This window comes from Roseateles flavus (genome assembly GCF_039872765.1).
Taxonomy (GTDB): domain Bacteria; phylum Pseudomonadota; class Gammaproteobacteria; order Burkholderiales; family Burkholderiaceae_C; genus Roseateles_B; species Roseateles_B flavus.
This window is the reverse complement of the sequence record NZ_JBDPZC010000005.1, coordinates 147,956-164,348: the sequence shown is the minus strand read 5'-3', so window position 1 is coordinate 164,348 and position 16,393 is coordinate 147,956. Positions and strand designations below refer to the sequence as shown.

The 16,393-nt window shown below is 65.9% G+C and carries 14 protein-coding genes; 12 read left to right on the top strand and 2 right to left on the bottom strand.

The features are described from left to right. Positions 1–41 precede the first annotated feature (41 nt). From ABDJ40_RS12305 to rlmD, 3 genes are read left to right on the top strand one after another with little or no spacing between them, the layout of a single operon-like run. Positions 42–986, top strand: coding sequence for a peptidoglycan DD-metalloendopeptidase family protein (locus tag ABDJ40_RS12305; RefSeq protein ID WP_347610404.1), 945 nt, complete (start codon positions 42–44; stop codon positions 984–986). A 25-nt stretch (positions 987–1,011) separates the two neighbouring features. Continuing rightward, positions 1,012–2,013: an RNA polymerase sigma factor RpoS gene (gene rpoS / locus ABDJ40_RS12300; protein WP_347610061.1), complete on the top strand. Its 1,002-nt coding sequence runs from the start codon at positions 1,012–1,014 to the stop codon at positions 2,011–2,013. A 54-nt stretch (positions 2,014–2,067) separates the two neighbouring features. Then, positions 2,068–3,432, top strand: a complete 1,365-nt coding sequence (rlmD, locus tag ABDJ40_RS12295; RefSeq protein WP_347610059.1) for a 23S rRNA (uracil(1939)-C(5))-methyltransferase RlmD — start codon at positions 2,068–2,070, stop codon at positions 3,430–3,432. A gap of 99 nt (positions 3,433–3,531) precedes the next feature. Here rlmD and ABDJ40_RS12290 read toward each other — a convergent pair whose 3' ends face one another. Next, on the bottom strand, positions 3,532–4,221 hold the full coding sequence (locus ABDJ40_RS12290) for a Bax inhibitor-1/YccA family protein (protein ID WP_347610057.1): 690 nt from the start codon (positions 4,219–4,221) through the stop codon (positions 3,532–3,534). Positions 4,222–4,381: 160 nt separating this feature from the next. Between ABDJ40_RS12290 and ABDJ40_RS12285 the strand changes: the two genes are divergently transcribed. The 5 genes from ABDJ40_RS12285 to ABDJ40_RS12265 all read left to right on the top strand — a co-directional run bounded on the left by ABDJ40_RS12285 (position 4,382) and on the right by ABDJ40_RS12265 (position 10,710). Beyond that, the gene (locus tag ABDJ40_RS12285; protein WP_347610055.1) at positions 4,382–4,786 is read left to right on the top strand and encodes a GlcG/HbpS family heme-binding protein; all 405 of its coding nucleotides are present in this window, start codon (positions 4,382–4,384) and stop codon (positions 4,784–4,786) included. Positions 4,787–5,098: 312 nt separating this feature from the next. Beyond that, positions 5,099–6,259 (top strand): glutamine-hydrolyzing carbamoyl-phosphate synthase small subunit, encoded by a 1,161-nt coding sequence (carA, locus tag ABDJ40_RS12280; protein WP_347610053.1) that lies wholly within the window; start codon positions 5,099–5,101, stop codon positions 6,257–6,259. Between the two features lie 25 nt (positions 6,260–6,284). Next, complete coding sequence (gene carB, locus ABDJ40_RS12275) at positions 6,285–9,551, top strand: carbamoyl-phosphate synthase large subunit (RefSeq protein WP_347610051.1); 3,267 nt, start codon at positions 6,285–6,287, stop codon at positions 9,549–9,551. 121 nt (positions 9,552–9,672) lie between these two features. Continuing rightward, positions 9,673–10,149 carry a transcription elongation factor GreA gene (greA, locus tag ABDJ40_RS12270; RefSeq protein WP_269632747.1) on the top strand — a complete coding sequence of 159 codons (477 nt, stop codon included), beginning with the start codon at positions 9,673–9,675 and terminating at the stop codon, positions 10,147–10,149. A gap of 135 nt (positions 10,150–10,284) precedes the next feature. After that, positions 10,285–10,710, top strand: coding sequence for a DUF4149 domain-containing protein (locus tag ABDJ40_RS12265; RefSeq protein ID WP_347610049.1), 426 nt, complete (start codon positions 10,285–10,287; stop codon positions 10,708–10,710). A 71-nt stretch (positions 10,711–10,781) separates the two neighbouring features. Here ABDJ40_RS12265 and yhbY read toward each other — a convergent pair whose 3' ends face one another. Further along, positions 10,782–11,255 (bottom strand): ribosome assembly RNA-binding protein YhbY, encoded by a 474-nt coding sequence (yhbY, locus tag ABDJ40_RS12260; protein ID WP_269632749.1) that lies wholly within the window; start codon positions 11,253–11,255, stop codon positions 10,782–10,784. Positions 11,256–11,286: 31 nt separating this feature from the next. Here yhbY and ABDJ40_RS12255 point away from each other — a divergent pair, with 31 nt between their 5' ends. The 4 genes from ABDJ40_RS12255 to glmM all read left to right on the top strand — a co-directional run bounded on the left by ABDJ40_RS12255 (position 11,287) and on the right by glmM (position 16,315). Continuing rightward, positions 11,287–11,955: an RlmE family RNA methyltransferase gene (locus tag ABDJ40_RS12255; protein ID WP_269632750.1), complete on the top strand. Its 669-nt coding sequence runs from the start codon at positions 11,287–11,289 to the stop codon at positions 11,953–11,955. Between the two features lie 159 nt (positions 11,956–12,114). Continuing rightward, positions 12,115–14,001: an ATP-dependent zinc metalloprotease FtsH gene (ftsH, locus tag ABDJ40_RS12250; protein WP_269632751.1), complete on the top strand. Its 1,887-nt coding sequence runs from the start codon at positions 12,115–12,117 to the stop codon at positions 13,999–14,001. Between the two features lie 92 nt (positions 14,002–14,093). Next, complete coding sequence (gene folP / locus ABDJ40_RS12245) at positions 14,094–14,927, top strand: dihydropteroate synthase (RefSeq protein WP_347610402.1); 834 nt, start codon at positions 14,094–14,096, stop codon at positions 14,925–14,927. A 53-nt stretch (positions 14,928–14,980) separates the two neighbouring features. Further along, positions 14,981–16,315 carry a phosphoglucosamine mutase gene (glmM, locus tag ABDJ40_RS12240; RefSeq protein ID WP_269632752.1) on the top strand — a complete coding sequence of 445 codons (1,335 nt, stop codon included), beginning with the start codon at positions 14,981–14,983 and terminating at the stop codon, positions 16,313–16,315. The last annotated feature ends 78 nt before the right edge of the window (positions 16,316–16,393 follow it).

The following is a 16,393-nucleotide window of genomic DNA, read 5'->3' as shown; positions in this document are numbered from 1 at the left end:
CTTTCCAACTCCGCCCACTGCCGCAGGTGCAGACGCCGTTGATGTCCATCGAGGGGCGCCTTCGCGGCCTCGCGTCCCTGGGCTTGCTGGGCCTGCTGGTGGCTTGCGCAGTTCCGCCTCACCGCGCGCCGGTGGAAGATCGCAGCGCCGGCTCGGCCAGCAAGTCCGCCACCGCCACTCCCGTGCCTGCGGGCACCGGGGTCGTGCCAGCGGTGGATCCCAAGCTGCTGCCCGGTGCCGAGAATGCCGGCAAGCCGGGCTACTACACGGTCAAGCAGGGTGACACGCTGATCCGCATTGCGCTGGACAACGGCCAGAACTGGCGTGACCTCGTCAAGTGGAACAACCTCGCCAACGCCAACCTGATCGAGGTGGGTCAGGTCTTGCGCGTGGTGGCGCCGGGCGCCAGTGCCGTGGTGAGCACCAAGCCGGTGAGCACGGCCAAGGTCGAGACCCGACCCCTGGACGGCAAGCCCCCTGTGGTCGCGCCGGCTGCATCGGCTGGGGGCACGGCGCCTTCGTCGGCCGCGGCATCGTCTGCGCCGGCCAGCGCCGTGGCTTCCGCCGCCTCGTCCACCGCACCGGCGGCCAGTGTGCCTGCTGCCAAGGGCGGCGACGAAGACGTCGCATGGGCCTGGCCCGTGCCCGGCGCGGTGATCCAGTCCTTTGATGACAGCCGCAACAAGGGCGTGGACCTCGGCGGCAAGGCCGGCGATGCCGTGCTGGCCGCGGCCAGCGGGCGCGTGATGTACGTGGGTTCCTCCCTGCGGGGCTACGGCAACGCCATCATCGTCAAGCACGCGAATGACTACCTCAGCGTCTATGCGCATAATCAGACCATGCTCGTGAAAGAGGACCAACTGGTCCACCGCGGTCAGAAAATTGCCGAGATGGGGTCAAGCGATGCCGATCAGGTCAAGCTTCATTTCGAAGTCCGCAAGAGTGGCAAGCCCCTGGATCCCGCCAAGGTGCTGCCGCCGCGCTGAACACGCCTAGCACAAGGGGCTGATCATGGAGAACCCTCTGGAATCTGCCCCTGACCTGCCGCGTCTGCCGCTGAACGGCGCTCCAGGCCTGGCCGACGACAGCGCGTCGCCACACGACGACAGCGAAGAAGCTGACAGCGTGCGCCCCCCCGAGCTGCTGGCTCAGGGCGAGGTCGAGCTGGGCAATGCCCTGCAGGCCTATCTCCGGGACATCCGGCGCACGCCGCTGCTGACTCCCCAGCAGGAGTTCGACACCGCCATGCAGGCGCGTGCGGGCAGCTTCGAAGCGCGGCAGGCCATGATCGAGCACAACCTGCGCCTGGTCGTGAGCATCGCCAAGAACTACCTCGGCCGCGGCCTGCCCATGAGCGACCTCATCGAGGAAGGCAATCTGGGCCTGATGCATGCCATCGGCAAGTTCGAGCCCGAGCGCGGCTTCCGTTTCTCCACCTATGCGAGCTGGTGGATCCGCCAGGGCATCGAACGCGCCCTGATGCACCAGGCCCGCCTGGTGCGGCTGCCCGTGCACATCGTGCGCGAGCTCAACCAGGTGCTCAAGGCTCGTCGTGCGCTCGAGGCCCTGGCCAGCCAGAAGGGTGCCGAGGCGCAAGTGCGCGCCGACGAGATCGCCCATCTGCTCAACCGCCCGGTCGGTGAGATCAACGAGCTGCTGGCCTATGCCGAGCTGCCCAGTTCGCTGGACCTGCCCGTGGACCGCGGCAATGAGGGCGGAGAGGCCATGGTCGACCTCGTCGCCGACGAGCAGTCGCCCGACCCCATGGGCTCGCGCCTCAACCACGAGATCGAGGACCTGCTGGCCCACGGGCTGGCCTCGCTCAGCGAGCGCGAGCGCGAGGTGCTGTCGGGTCGCTACGGCCTGGCGGACCGCGAGCCCGAAACCCTGGACGTCCTGGCGCAGCGCCTGGGCCTTACGCGCGAGCGCATCCGGCAGATCCAGATCGAGGCCCTCACCAAGCTCAAGCGCAACATGATGCGCCACGGCATCAATCGCGACGCCATCTTCTGAGCGGTCGGGGCCGCGCTTCCCGGGCGGTGCCGCCGGCCCTGGGATAATCGGCGCATGACGCAACAATCGGAATGGCTCAAGGTCGAGTCGCTGGACATCGAGGCGCAGGGCATTGCCCACAACAGCGAAGGCAAGGTGGTCTTCATCGAGGGCGCACTGCCCGGTGAAGAGGTGCAGGTCACCGTCGGCCGCAAGAAGAACAACTGGGAGCAGGGCAGCCTCGTCGCCCTGCGTCGCGAAAGCTCGCAGCGGGTGATGCCCGGCTGCCCGCACTTCGGCCTGCATGCCGGCGCCTGCGGTGGCTGCAAGATGCAGCACCTGCATGTCTCGGCCCAGGTGGCCGTGAAGCAGCGGGTGGTCGAGGACAACCTCTGGCACCTGGGCAAGGTCAAGGCCGAGCGCCTGCTGCGCCCCATCGAGGGGCCGGCCTGGGGCTATCGCTACCGTGCGCGGCTGTCGGTGCGCTATGTCGCGAAGAAGGGCGAGGTGCTGGTGGGCTTCCACGAGCGCAAGAGCCGCTACATCGCCGACATGCAGCAATGCCGCATCCTCCCGCAGAAGGTCAGCGACCTGCTGATGCCCCTGCGTGCCCTGATCGCCAGCATGGACGAGCGCGACCGCCTGCCGCAGATCGAGCTGGCGATGGGCGACGTCGACGGGCTGCAGATCACGGCCCTGGTGCTGCGCCACCTGGAGCCGCTGGGCGAGCCCGACAGGCAGCGCTTGCGCGACTTCGCCGCGCAGCACGAGGTGCAGTGGTGGCTGCAGCCCAAGGGGCCGGACACCGTGCACCTCCTGGACGAAGGTGGCACCGAGCTGGCTTACACGCTGCCCGAGTTCGGCATCCTGATGCCCTTCAAGCCGACCGACTTCACGCAGGTCAACCACCACATCAACACCGTGCTGGTGGGGCGTGCGCTGCGTCTGCTGGAGGTGCAGAAGGATGAGCGCGTGATCGACTGGTTCTGCGGCCTGGGCAACTTCACTTTGCCCTTGGCCACGCAGGCGCAGGAGGTGCTGGGCATCGAGGGCAGCGAGGCGCTGGTGCAGCGCTCGCGCGAGAACGCCCGGCGAAACAAGCTGGACCACAAGACCCGCTTCGTGGCGCGCAACCTCTTCGAGATGACCCCCGGGATGCTGGTGGCGGACGGCCATGCCGACCGCTGGCTGGTGGATCCACCTCGCGAAGGCGCCTTCGCGCTGGTCAAGGCCCTGTCGGATCTGTGTGCCGACCCGAGCCTCGCGCCGGGCTGGCAGCCGCCGCGGCGCATCGTGTACGTGTCCTGCAACCCGGCCACGCTCGCGCGCGATGCGGGGCTGCTGGTCAATGTGGGCGGCTACCGCTGCACGGCGGCCAGTGCGGTGAACATGTTCCCGCACACCGCCCACGTGGAGAGCATCGCCGTCTTCGAGCGCTGAGCGGCATTGCCGTCGCCATGAAAAAAGGGCTCCGGTGACGGAGCCCTTTGTACTTTGGCGTCTCCTGCAGGCCGGGAGGACCTGCGGGGGTGCAGGCGCTCAGTCGCGCTCGCCGCCGAAGATGCCCAGCATCGCCAGCAGGTTCTGGAACACGTTGTAGATGTCCAGGTAGATGGCGAGGGCGGCGCTGATGTAGTTGGTCTCGCCGCCGTCGATGATGCGCTTGACGTCGTACACCATGAAGGCCGAGAACACGGCCATGGACAGCACCATCAGTGTCAGCATCAGGGCCGACGATTGCAGGAACACGTTCACCAGGCCGGCCACCAGCATGATGATGGCACCGATGAACAGGAACTTGCCCATGCTGGACAGGTCGCGCTTGATCACGGTGGCGAGACTGGCCATGGCCAGGAAGATGACGCCGGTGCCAGCAAAGGCCGTCATGATCAGCGAGGGACCGTTCTTAAAGCCCAGCACGAAGCTCAGCAGGCGGGAGAGCATGAGGCCCATGAAGAAGGTGAAGGCCAGCAGCGAGGCGACGCCAGCGGCGCTGTTCTTCGTCTTCTCGACGAGGAACATCAGGCCAAAGGCGCCCACCATGAACAGGATGAGGCTGGTCCCGGTACCCAGGGTCGACAGGATGCCAGTGCTCACGCCAATCCATGCGCCGAGCACGGTAGGCACCATGGACAGCGCCAGCAGCCAGTAAGTATTGCGCAGCACACGCTGCCGGTCGGCGGCCAGGCCTTGGGCAAAGCTGCCGAGTTGACCTTGAACGTCGTACATGAATTTCTCCGGTTTCATTGACAGTCCGCCCGGGATGGGCAGGCTGGCCGATTCTAGGGTGAGGCGCGCGACTGTTTTGCCATTCATGCGCCGAATCCCGCGATGGCCTGAGGCTAAAGTGAGGCCTTGTCTGCAATTCTCAAGATCACGGGATCACCTCATGAAGCAAAAGCCCTATCTCGCCCTGGATGACGTCAAGCGCATCGCCGCCGCCGCCGAAGCCGAGGCGCTGAAGAACCAATGGGCGGTCAGCATCGCCATCGTGGACGACGGCGGCCACCTGCTGTGGCTGCAGCGCCTGGACGGCGCCGCCGCCATCTCGGCCCAGATCGCCCCGGCCAAGGCGCACACGGCCGCGCTGGGCCGCCGCGAGTCCAAGGTCTATGAAGACATGATCAACCAGGGCCGGGTGTCTTTCCTCAGTGCACCGGGCCTGAGCGGCCTGCTGGAGGGCGGCGTGCCGGTGATGGTGGATGGCTTCTGCGTAGGCGCCGTGGGGGTCAGCGGCGTGAAGTCGAGCGAGGACGCGCAGATTGCACGCGCCGGTATCGCCGCTCTGGGCTGAGGACAGGCCGCTGGGCCTGCGAGGGTTCGTTTCACACGAATGACGCCGCCATCGATGACGGGACTTTTTGTGCGGAACTTCGCTCGGTAATTACCCTGCTAGGTTATACTTAGCAGGTTTACCCGCAACCATCCCGCACCCAGCGAAACTCGAATCGTTTCCCCTTCGGATTCAGGTCTTTTTCGGCAGCCTCCTGCAGGTCTCTTGAGCCTCTTGCAGGTGCCGATCAGGCCGCACAAGCCGCCTCAGACCTCCTGGTGTGTGGCGGCTTTTTCAGAGCAGAGCTGGGCGCGCACAATAACGGAGAATCCCGTGCTGCCCGATCTGCTTTCCTCCCCCTCAGCGATTCTCGCCCTGGCAGACGGCACGGTCTTCAAAGGCACCTCGATCGGCGCTGCCGGTCATACCGTCGGCGAAGTGGTGTTCAACACCTCGCTCACCGGTTACCAGGAAATCCTCACCGACCCCAGCTATTGCCGGCAGATCGTCACGCTGACGTATCCGCACATCGGCAACTACGGCGTCAACGATGAGGACGTCGAGGCCCAGAAGATCTTTGCCGCAGGCCTGATCATCAAGGAAGTCCCCGTCCTTGATTCCAACTTCCGCAAGACGCGCAGCCTCCAGCAGTACCTGAAGGACGAAGGCACGGTGGCCATCGCCGGCCTCGACACCCGCCGACTCACCCGCGTGCTTCGCACCCATGGCGCCCAGAACGGTTGCATCCTGGCGCTCCCCGCGGGCGAGGCCATCACCGACGCTCATATCGCCGACGCCATCGCCCGCGCCAAGGCAGCCCCCAGCATGGCTGGCCAGGACCTGGCCAAGGTGGTGTCGCGCACCGAGCGCGAAGCCTGGACGCAGACCGAGTGGGCCCTGGGCAAGGGTTACGGCGAGCAGACCGCGCCCAAGTTCCATGTGGTCGCCTATGACTTCGGCGTGAAGCGCAACATCCTGCGCATGCTGGCCTCGCGCGGCTGCAAGATCACCGTCGTGCCGGCCCAGACGCCCGCCAGCGCGGTCTTCGACCTCGAGCCGGATGGCGTCTTCCTGTCCAACGGCCCCGGGGATCCGGAACCCTGCGACTACGCCATCGAGGCGGCCCGCCAGCTGATCGAGGCCGGCATCCCGACCTTCGGCATCTGCCTGGGTCACCAGATCATGGCCCTGGCCAGCGGCGCCAAGACCTTCAAGATGAAGTTCGGCCACCACGGCGGCAACCACCCCGTGAAGGACCTGGACAACCAGCGCGTTTCCATCACCAGCCAGAACCACGGTTTTGCTGTGGACGCCGCCACCTTGCCTGCGAATCTGCGCCCAACCCACATCAGCCTGTTCGACGGCACGCTGCAAGGCCTGGCCCGCACCGACAAGCCCGCCTTCTGCTTCCAGGGCCACCCCGAGGCAAGCCCGGGCCCGCATGACATCGCTTACCTGTTCGACCGTTTCATCGGTCTGATGGCCAAGGCCTGAGGCCGACAGAGAAGGAGAACAAACAATGGCAAAACGCAGCGACATCAAGAGCATCCTCATCATCGGCGCCGGCCCCATCATCATTGGCCAGGCCTGTGAGTTCGACTACTCCGGCGCCCAGGCCTGCAAGGCCCTGCGCGAGGAAGGCTACAAGGTCATCCTGGTCAACAGCAATCCGGCGACCATCATGACGGACCCGGACACGGCGGACGTGACCTACATCGAGCCCATCACCTGGCAGGTGGTCGAGAAGATCATCGCCAAGGAGCGCCCGGACGCCGTCCTGCCCACCATGGGCGGCCAGACCGCGCTGAACTGCGCGCTGGACCTGCACAAGCACGGCGTGCTGGCCAAGTACAACGTGGAGATGATCGGCGCCAACGAGAAGGCCATCGAGAAGGCGGAAGACCGCCTGAAGTTCAAGGACGCGATGACCAAGATCGGCCTGGACTCGGCCAAGTCCGGCATCGCCCACACCATGGAAGAGGCCTGGGCGGTGCAGAAACGCATCCAGGCCGAGATTGGCGGCCCCGGCTTCCCCATGGTGATCCGCCCCAGCTTCACGCTGGGTGGCACCGGCGGCGGCATTGCCTACAACCCCGAGGAATTCGAGGAGATCTGCAAGCGCGGCCTCGACCTCTCGCCCACCAACGAGCTGCTGATCGAGGAATCGCTGATCGGATGGAAGGAGTACGAGATGGAAGTGGTCCGCGACAAGGCGGACAACTGCATCATCGTGTGCTCCATCGAGAACCTGGACCCCATGGGCATCCACACCGGTGACTCCATCACGGTGGCCCCGGCCCAGACGCTGACCGACAAGGAATACCAGCTGCTGCGCAACGCCTCCATCGCCATCCTGCGCGAGATCGGCGTGGACACCGGCGGCTCCAACGTGCAGTTCTCGATCAATCCGAAGAACGGTCGCATGATCGTGATCGAGATGAACCCGCGTGTGTCGCGCTCCTCGGCACTGGCCTCCAAGGCCACAGGCTTCCCCATCGCCAAGGTGGCCGCCAAGCTGGCCGTGGGCTACACGCTGGACGAGCTGAAGAACGACATCACCGGCGGCGCGACCCCGGCGTCCTTCGAGCCCTCCATCGATTACGTCGTCACCAAGATCCCGCGCTTCGCCTTCGAGAAGTTCCCGATGGCCGATTCGCACCTGACGACGCAGATGAAGTCGGTGGGCGAAGTGATGGCCATGGGCCGCAGCTTCCAGGAGTCCTTCCAGAAGGCTCTGCGCGGCCTGGAGACCGGCATCGACGGCCTGACCGAGCGCTCGACCGACCGTGAGGAAATCGTTCAGGAAATCGGTGAGCCCGGCCCCGAGCGCATTCTTTTCCTGGCCGACGCCTTCCGCATCGGCATGAGCCTGCAGGAGGTCTTTGACGAGACCGCCGTGGATCCCTGGTTCCTGGCCCAGATCGAGCAACTGATCCAGATCGAGCAAAGCCTCAAGGGCCGCGAGCTGGCCTCGCTGAGCAAGGACGAGCTGCGCTTCCTGAAGCAGAAGGGCTTCTCGGACAAGCGCATCGCCAAGCTGCTGGGCACCAATCAGCACGAGGTGCGCCGCACCCGTCATGCCCAGGGCATCCGCCCGGTCTACAAGCGCGTGGACACCTGCGCGGCCGAGTTCGAGACGCAGACGGCCTACATGTACTCCACCTATGACGAGGAGTGCGAGGCCGCCCCGACGGACAAGAAAAAGATCATGGTGCTGGGCGGTGGCCCGAACCGCATCGGCCAGGGCATCGAGTTCGACTACTGCTGCGTCCACGCCGCCCTCGCCATGCGCGAGGATGGCTACGAGACCATCATGGTCAACTGCAACCCCGAGACCGTCTCGACCGACTACGACACCTCGGACCGCCTCTACTTCGAGCCGGTCACGCTGGAAGACGTGCTGGAGATCGTCGACAAAGAAAAGCCCGTCGGCGTGATCGTGCAGTACGGCGGCCAGACCCCGCTGAAGCTGGCGCTGGACCTGGAAGCCAACGGCGTGCCCATCATCGGCACGACGCCTGATTCCATCGACATCGCCGAGGACCGCGAGCGCTTCCAGAAGCTGCTGCACACCCTCGGCCTGAAGCAGCCGCCCAACCGCACCGCGCGCAGCGAGGACGAGGCCGTCGCGCTGGCGCAGGAGATCGGCTACCCGCTGGTCGTGCGCCCGAGCTATGTGCTGGGCGGCCGCGCGATGGAGATCGTGCACGGCGACAAGGACCTGGAGCGCTACATGCGCGAAGCGGTGCGCGTCTCCGACAAGTCCCCGGTGCTGCTGGACCACTTCCTGCAGGACGCTGTCGAGGTCGACGTGGACTGCATCTCCGACGGCGAGGCCACGATGATCGGCGGCATCATGGAGCACGTGGAGGCCGCCGGCATCCACTCGGGCGACTCCGCCTGCTCGCTGCCGCCCTACACGCTGTCCGCCGAGCTGCAGGACGAGCTGCGCCGTCAGACCGCGGCCATGGCCCGTGCGCTGAAGGTGGTCGGCCTGATGAACGTGCAGTTCGCCATCCAGGGTGACGTCACCAAGGGCTTGGCCGAGAACCAGGTCTATGTGCTGGAAGTGAACCCGCGTGCCTCGCGCACGGTGCCCTTCGTGTCCAAGGCGACGGGCCAGCAGCTGGCCAAGATCGCCGCGCGCTGCATGGCCGGGCAGAAGCTGGCCCAGCAGAAGGACCGCAAGGGCGAGGTGCCGCATGAGGTCGTGCCGCCGTACTTCAGCGTCAAGGAAGCCGTCTTCCCCTTCAACAAGTTCCCTGGCGTCGATCCCATCCTCAGCCCGGAAATGCGTTCGACGGGTGAAGTCATGGGTGCCGGCCGCACCTTCGGCGAGGCCATGCTCAAGAGCCAGCTGGGCGCAGGCAGCCGCCTGCCGCGCCAGGGCAATGTGCTGATCACGGTGAAGAACAACGACAAGGCCCGTGCCGTTGCCGTTGCCCGTGACCTGCATGCCCTGGGCTTTGGCGTGGTTGCCACCAAGGGCACGGCTGCTGCCATCGCCGAGGCCGGCGTGCCGGTCCAGCTGGTCAACAAGGTCAAGGACGGCCGCCCGCACATCGTGGACATGATCAAGGGTGGCGACATCCAGCTGGTCTTCACCACCGTGGACGAGACCCGCACCGCCATTGCCGACAGCCGCCACATCCGTCAGGCTGCCCTGGCCAACCGCGTGACCTACTACACCACCATGGCCGGCTGCGAGGCCGCCGTGGAGGGCATGAAGCACAAGGACGGCCTGCTGGTGCAATCCCTTCAAGAGCTGCACACCGAACTGAACTAAACTTCAGACCTGCCGGATCGCTCCCTCAGTGCAGGGAGCCCGGTCCGGCCCCAAAAACCGCCGCCGCGGCTCCCTAGCGAGCTTCCGCGGCGGTCTTGTTTTGTCTATCAAGGTTCCATGTATGGCCACGATCCCTCTGACCAAGCGCGGCTCTGAAAAGCTGAAGGAAGAACTGCATCGACTCAAGACGGTCGAGCGTCATGCCGTGATCAACGCCATCGCCGAGGCGCGTGCGCAGGGCGATCTGTCCGAGAACGCCGAGTACGAGGCCGCCAAGGACAAGCAGGGCTTCATCGAAGGCCGCATCCTCGAGATCGAGGGCAAGCTCGCTGCGGCCCAGGTCATCGATCCGTCCGAGGTCGACGCCGGTGGCAAGGTCGTGTTCGGCACCACCGTGGACCTGGAAGAGGAAGCCACCGGCAACGAGGTGACCTACCAGATCGTCGGTGATGACGAGGCCGACCTGAAGCTGGGCCTGATCTCCATCTCCTCGCCCATCGCCCGCGCGCTGATCGGCAAGGAAGCCGGTGATGTGGCCGAGGTGCATGCGCCGGGTGGCGTCAAGCGCTACGAGATCGTCGAAGTCCGGTATGTCTGACCACCCCCTACGCGCTGCGCGCGCGCCCTCAAGGGGGCAAGGCCGTAGGACCGGCAGAGCCGGATCCTCGGCCTTCGCTCGGGAAGGCGGTGCGTGGGTTCAGGGCGCTGTGGTTCGTGTCAACGGAAGCGGCTGATGCTGAGGCGTGTTCGGGCCTTGCTGGCCGCCCTGTGGGGCGGCTTTCTTCTGTGCGTGGCAGGTGTCGCAGCGCCGGTGGCGTTTGGCGTGCTGGCGCGGCCGGAGGCGGGGCGGTATGTGGGGCGGCTGTTCGAGCTGGATGCGCAGCTGGGCCTGGTGCTCGGCTTGCTTCTGGTGATGATGGAGCGCCGTGTGCAGCGGGATGCAGAGTCCGCCCGCATCACGACGCCGGAGCTGCTGCTGCCGCTGGGCGCGCTGTTCTGCGTGGTGCTGGGCTACTACGGCCTGCAGCCGCTGATGGCAGAGGCGCGGGCAGGGCAGGGGGCGTTCAGCTTTGGGGCGCTGCACGGCATCTCCTCAGGCATCTTCGCGCTCAAGGGCTTGCTGGTCCTGAGCCTGGCCTGGCGGACCAGCCGACGCTGAAGCGTTCGCAGACATGAAAAAAGGACCGGCACCCGAAGGTGGCGGTCCCGGCCGGCTGGTGCCAGCGGTGTTCAGTCGGTGACGCGCTTCTTCACGCTGCGCTGCTTGGGCCTGGCGCGCTTGATTTCGCCACCCTGGGCCACGCGCTGGTTGCCCAGCAGCTGGACCTTCTTGATGGTAGGACGGCTGTTGCCATTCTTGGAGAACTTCACGATCTTCACCACCTTGGGCGCTGGCATGCCGCCCTCGCGCTCGTTGCGCTCCTTCTCGGGAATAGGGCGCCACAGGATCAGCAGCTTGCCGATGTGCTGGATGGGCGCGGCATCGAGTTCGTCAGCGAGCTGATCGAGAATGGCGCCGCGCATCTCGCGGTCATCAGACATCACGCGCACCTTGATGAGGCCGTGGGCCTTCAGGGCGTGGTCGGTTTCTTTCACGACGGCAGGCGTGAGTCCATCGGCGCCAATCATCACGACGGGGTCGAGGTGGTGGGCGTCGGCACGTTTTTCCTTGCGCTGGGCAGGGGTCAGTTGAATCGCAGGCATGGCCGTATTATCGGGCCAGACGCTCCAAATCATGAAAATCGACAGCAAAAGCAAGAAGATCAACAAGGCGTGGCTCAACGACCACGTCAACGACCCCTATGTGCGCCAGGCCCAGAAGGAGGGCTACCGCTCCCGCGCGGCCTACAAGCTCAAGGAGATCGACGAGGAACTGCGGCTGATCAAGCCGGGGCAGGTCGTCGTGGATCTCGGCGCCTCGCCGGGCGCCTGGAGCCAGTACCTGCGCCGCAAGTTCGCACCCAAGCAGGCGGGGGCGGGCGGTGCCGCGGTCGGTGAGCTCAATGGCACCATCATCGCGCTGGACCTGCTGGAGTTCGAGCCCGTCGAGGGCGTGCAGTTCATCCAGGGCGACTTCCGCGAAGAGGCCGTGCTGCATGAGCTGGAGGCTGCGCTGGAGGGCAAGCCGGTGGACGTGGTCGTTTCGGACATGGCACCCAATCTCTCCGGCATCGAGATCACCGATGCCGCGCGCATCGAGCACCTGATCGAGCTGGCCATCGATTTCTCCCAGCAGCACCTCAAGCCCGAGGGCGTGCTGGTGGCCAAGGTCTTCCATGGCAGCGGCTACAACCAGCTGGTGGAATTGTTCAGAAAGGCCTTCAAGAAGGTGAAGGCCGTCAAGCCCAAGGCCTCGCGGGACCGCTCCGCGGAGACCTTTCTGGTGGGCATGGGTTTGAAGTAGGTCAAGCCGGATTGCCGCAAAAGTCGCAAGCGCGACTTTTGGCTATCGCGCGGCAAGGATTTGACAATCAGGTCTCAGCCCTTGACTGCAATAGAATCAACCCCATATGCCGTGCATCAGCCGCTCCCTGCGGCATGTGGAATGGAATAAGGAGTCGCGGTGAACAATCAGTGGTTCTCGAAGGTAGCTGTTTGGCTGGTGATCGCTTTGGTGCTTTTCACCGTGTTCAAGCAGTTCGACAAGCAGCGCCCTGTCGATGCCGTGACCTATACCCAGTTCATGGACGACGCCAAGGCCGGCAAGATCAAGCGGGTCGAGACGCAAGGGCGCGTGATCAAGGTCACGCCCAACGATGGCGTGCCTTACTCCATCGTCCAGCCCGGTGATCTCTGGATGGTGGGTGACCTGATGAAGTACGGCGTGCAGGTGGTCGGCAAGGCCGACGACGAGCCGTCCGTGCTGCAGACCCTGCTCATCAGCTGGGGTCCCATGATCCTGCTGATCGGCGTGTGGATCTACTTCATGCGCCAGATGCAGGGCGGCGGCAAGGGCGGCGCCTTCAGCTTCGGCAAGTCCAAGGCTCGCATGCTGGACGAGGCCAACAACAACATCACGTTTGCCGACGTCGCCGGTTGCGACGAGGCCAAGGAAGAGGTCAAGGAACTCGTGGACTTCCTCAAGGATCCGCAGAAGTTCCAGAAGCTGGGGGGCCGCATTCCCCGTGGCGTGCTGATGGTCGGCCCGCCGGGCACCGGCAAGACGCTGCTGGCCAAGTCCATCGCCGGCGAGGCCAAGGTGCCGTTCTTCACGATCTCGGGCTCCGACTTCGTCGAGATGTTCGTGGGCGTGGGTGCAGCCCGTGTCCGTGACATGTTCGAGCAGGCCAAGAAGAGCGCGCCCTGCATCATCTTCATCGACGAAATCGACGCCGTCGGCCGCCACCGCGGTGCCGGCCTGGGCGGTGGCAATGACGAGCGCGAGCAGACCCTCAACCAGATGCTGGTCGAGATGGACGGCTTCGACACCAACCTGGGTGTCATCGTGATCGCCGCCACCAACCGCCCGGACATCCTGGACCCGGCCCTGCTGCGCCCCGGCCGCTTCGACCGCCAGGTCTACGTGACCCTGCCGGACATCCGCGGCCGCGAGCAGATCCTGAACGTGCACATGCGCAAGGTGCCCATCGGTCAGGACGTCAACGCGTCGATCCTGGCCCGTGGCACGCCCGGCATGAGCGGTGCGGACCTGGCCAACTTGGTGAATGAGGCTGCGCTGTTCGCTGCCCGCCGCAATGCCCGCACCGTCGAGATGATCGATTTCGAGCGCGCCAAGGACAAGCTCTACATGGGCCCCGAGCGCAAGAGCATGGTCATGACGGACGAGGAAAAGCGGGCCACCGCTTACCACGAGTCCGGCCATGCCATCGTGGCGGAGTGCCTGCCCGGCACGGATCCGGTGCACAAGGTCACCATCATGCCTCGCGGCCGCGCCCTGGGCGTGACCTGGCAGCTGCCCGAGCGTGACCAGTACAGCCGCTACTACAAGCAGATGCTCAACGAGATCAGCATCCTCTTCGGTGGCCGCATCGCCGAGGACCTGTTCGTCAAGGACATCTCCACGGGTGCCTCCAATGACTACGAGCGTGCCACCCGCATCGCCCGCGATATGGTCACCCGCTACGGCATGAGTGAGCTGCTGGGCCCGATGGTCTATGCGGAAAACGAGGGCGAAGTCTTCCTCGGCCGCAACATGACCAAGACGGCCAATATCAGCGAGAACACGCAACAGAAGGTCGATGCCGAGATGCGCCGCATCCTGGACGAACAGTACGCCGTGGCCCAGAAGATCCTCGAGGACAACCGAGACAAGGTCGAGACCATGACCGAGGCCTTGATGAAGTGGGAGACCATCGACCGCGATCAGGTGCTGGACATCATGGCCGGCAAGCCTCCCCGCGGCCCTGGCGAATCGCCCAGCACCAGCAGCGGCTCCAGCAATGGCGGCACGCCGCCGGTCAGCACGGATGGCGCGCCGGCAGCTGCCTGATCCGCTGCCTTGAAGCACGAGGCCTGTCTCCCTGAGACGGGCCTTTTTCTTTGCTACCGACCCGATGGAGCCCAGCCCGGCTCTTGCAAGCGATGTTCTGGCAGACCACCCGTTTTCGTATCGACCTTCGGACGCCGCAGGTCATGGGCATCGTCAACGCGACGCCCGATTCCTTCTCTGATGGTGGCCAGCACGCCGGCACCGCCGCGGCGCTGGCACATTGCGAGCAGCTGCTGAAGGAGGGGGCTCACATCCTGGACATCGGGGGGGAGTCCAGCCGCCCGGGCGCGCCGCGGCTCAGCGTGGACGAGGAATGGCAGCGCATCGAAGGCGTTCTGCGCGGCGCCCTGGGCCTCGGGGTGCCGGTGTCCATCGATACCTGCAAGGCCGAGGTGATGCGCCGGGCGGCCGACCTGGGCGTGGACATCCTCAACGACATCCTGGCCCTGCGCGACCCCGGCGCGGAGGCGGTGATGCAGGCCCATCCGCAGCTGGGCGCCTGCCTCATGCACATGCGCGGTGACCCCGGCAGCATGCAGTCCCTGACCGACTATGGCGATGTGGTGCAGGAGGTGGCTCAGTTCCTGAGCGAGCGGGCCCAGGTGCTGCGAGGGCAGGGCGTGGCGGCCGATCGCATCGTGCTGGATCCGGGCTACGGATTTGCCAAGACCGTCGAGCAGAACTTCGAGCTGCTGCGTCGCCAGGCGGAGCTTCAGGCCTTGGGCTATCCCCTGCTGGCCGGTCTGTCGCGCAAATCGGCCCTCGGAGTTGTTACGGGGCGTACGGTCGACCAGCGTCTGCCGGGCAGTCTGGCGGCGGCCCTGCTGGCCCTCAGCCATGGGGCGCGGGTGCTGCGGGTGCACGATGTGGCCGCCACGATGGACGCCCTGCAGGTATGGGGGGCGGGCGGTGGCGCAGGCGCCTGAGCCGGCTTGATCGGCGAGAATGCCAACCATTCAAAATTCAGAGGAAGCTCGCAATGAGCCGTAGCTATTTCGGGACGGACGGTATCCGCGGTACCGTCGGCCAATCGCCGATCACGCCGGACTTCATGCTGCGCCTGGGCCATGCCGTGGGCAAGGTGCTGCGCCGCAATGGCGCGGCGCGCCCCAGCGTGCTGATCGGCAAGGACACGCGCATCTCCGGCTACATGCTGGAGTCTTCGCTGGAGGCGGGCTTCGCTTCCGCCGGCGTGGACGTGTGGCTCACCGGCCCGCTGCCCACGCCGGGCGTCGCCTACCTGACGCGAGCCCTGCGCCAGGACCTCGGCGTCGTGATCTCTGCCTCGCACAACCCGTTCGCGGACAACGGCATCAAGTTCTTCTCCGCCAAGGGCGAAAAGCTGCCGGATGCCTGGGAGATCGCCGTGGAGCAGGCCCTGGAAGAGCCCGCCGCCTGGGTGGATTCCGCCAGTCTGGGGCGCGCTCGCCGCCTGCAGGATGCGCGCGGCCGCTACATCGAGTTCTGCAAGGCCTCCTTCAGCCAGGACCTGAGCCTGCGCGGCCTCAAGCTGGTGGTCGATGCCGCCCACGGCGCGGCCTACCACGTGGCGCCGGACGTGCTGCATGAGCTGGGCGCCGAGGTCATCTCCATCGGCTGCAGCCCGGACGGCTTCAACATCAACAATGGTGTCGGTGCCACCGCACCGGCTGCACTGGTGAAGGCCGTCAAGGAACACGGCGCGCACTACGGCATTGCCCTCGATGGCGATGCCGACCGCCTGCAGTTCGTTGACGCTGAAGGCCGCCTCTACAACGGCGACGAGCTGCTGTACGTGATGGTCGCGGACCGCCTGGCCCAGGGCCAGCGCGTGCCGGGCGCCGTGGGCACCCTGATGACCAATATGGCCGTGGAGCTGGCCCTGAAGAAGCGCGACGTCGATTTCGTCCGCGCCAAGGTGGGCGACCGCTACGTGCTGGAAGAGCTGATCTCGCGCGGCTGGCAGCTGGGCGGTGAGGGCTCGGGCCACCTGCTGGCCCTGGACAAGCACACCACCGGCGACGGCATGGTCAGTGCGCTGCTGGTGCTGTCGGCCATCTGCCGCACGGGCAAGAGCCTGTCCGCGCAGCTGGAGGGCGTGACGCTGTTCCCGCAGACCCTGATCAACGTCCGCATGCAGCCCGGTCAGGACTGGAAGGGCAATGCCGAGCTGGCGCGCGTGCAGGCCGAGGTGACGGCCGAGCTGGGCGACCGCGGCCGCGTGCTGATCCGTGCCTCGGGCACGGAGCCCCTGCTGCGGGTGATGGTCGAGGCCAGCGATGCGGCCCTGGCCCAGTCCTGCGCCGAGCGCATGGCGGCCACCGTGCGCGCCTGATCCACCTCAGCGATCCGCGCACCACGGTCCGCGATCCGAACGCAAAAAGGGCGCCCCACGAGGGCGCCCTTTGCATTG

What these genes read in the sequence shown, in the direction of transcription:
- ABDJ40_RS12290 (WP_347610057.1), bottom strand. Translation starts at nt 4,221, where the DNA reads ATGTACGACGTTCAAGGTCAACTCGGCAGCTTTGCCCAAGGCCTGGCC.
- rpoS (WP_347610061.1), top strand. Translation starts at nt 1,012, where the DNA reads ATGGAGAACCCTCTGGAATCTGCCCCTGACCTGCCGCGTCTGCCGCTG.
- yhbY (WP_269632749.1), bottom strand. Translation starts at nt 11,255, where the DNA reads ATGCCTGCGATTCAACTGACCCCTGCCCAGCGCAAGGAAAAACGTGCC.
- ABDJ40_RS12255 (WP_269632750.1), top strand. Translation starts at nt 11,287, where the DNA reads ATGAAAATCGACAGCAAAAGCAAGAAGATCAACAAGGCGTGGCTCAAC.
- ABDJ40_RS12285 (WP_347610055.1), top strand. Translation starts at nt 4,382, where the DNA reads ATGAAGCAAAAGCCCTATCTCGCCCTGGATGACGTCAAGCGCATCGCC.
- ABDJ40_RS12265 (WP_347610049.1), top strand. Translation starts at nt 10,285, where the DNA reads ATGCTGAGGCGTGTTCGGGCCTTGCTGGCCGCCCTGTGGGGCGGCTTT.
- carB (WP_347610051.1), top strand. Translation starts at nt 6,285, where the DNA reads ATGGCAAAACGCAGCGACATCAAGAGCATCCTCATCATCGGCGCCGGC.
- folP (WP_347610402.1), top strand. Translation starts at nt 14,094, where the DNA reads ATGTTCTGGCAGACCACCCGTTTTCGTATCGACCTTCGGACGCCGCAG.
- rlmD (WP_347610059.1), top strand. Translation starts at nt 2,068, where the DNA reads ATGACGCAACAATCGGAATGGCTCAAGGTCGAGTCGCTGGACATCGAG.
- greA (WP_269632747.1), top strand. Translation starts at nt 9,673, where the DNA reads ATGGCCACGATCCCTCTGACCAAGCGCGGCTCTGAAAAGCTGAAGGAA.
- ABDJ40_RS12305 (WP_347610404.1), top strand. Translation starts at nt 42, where the DNA reads ATGTCCATCGAGGGGCGCCTTCGCGGCCTCGCGTCCCTGGGCTTGCTG.
- glmM (WP_269632752.1), top strand. Translation starts at nt 14,981, where the DNA reads ATGAGCCGTAGCTATTTCGGGACGGACGGTATCCGCGGTACCGTCGGC.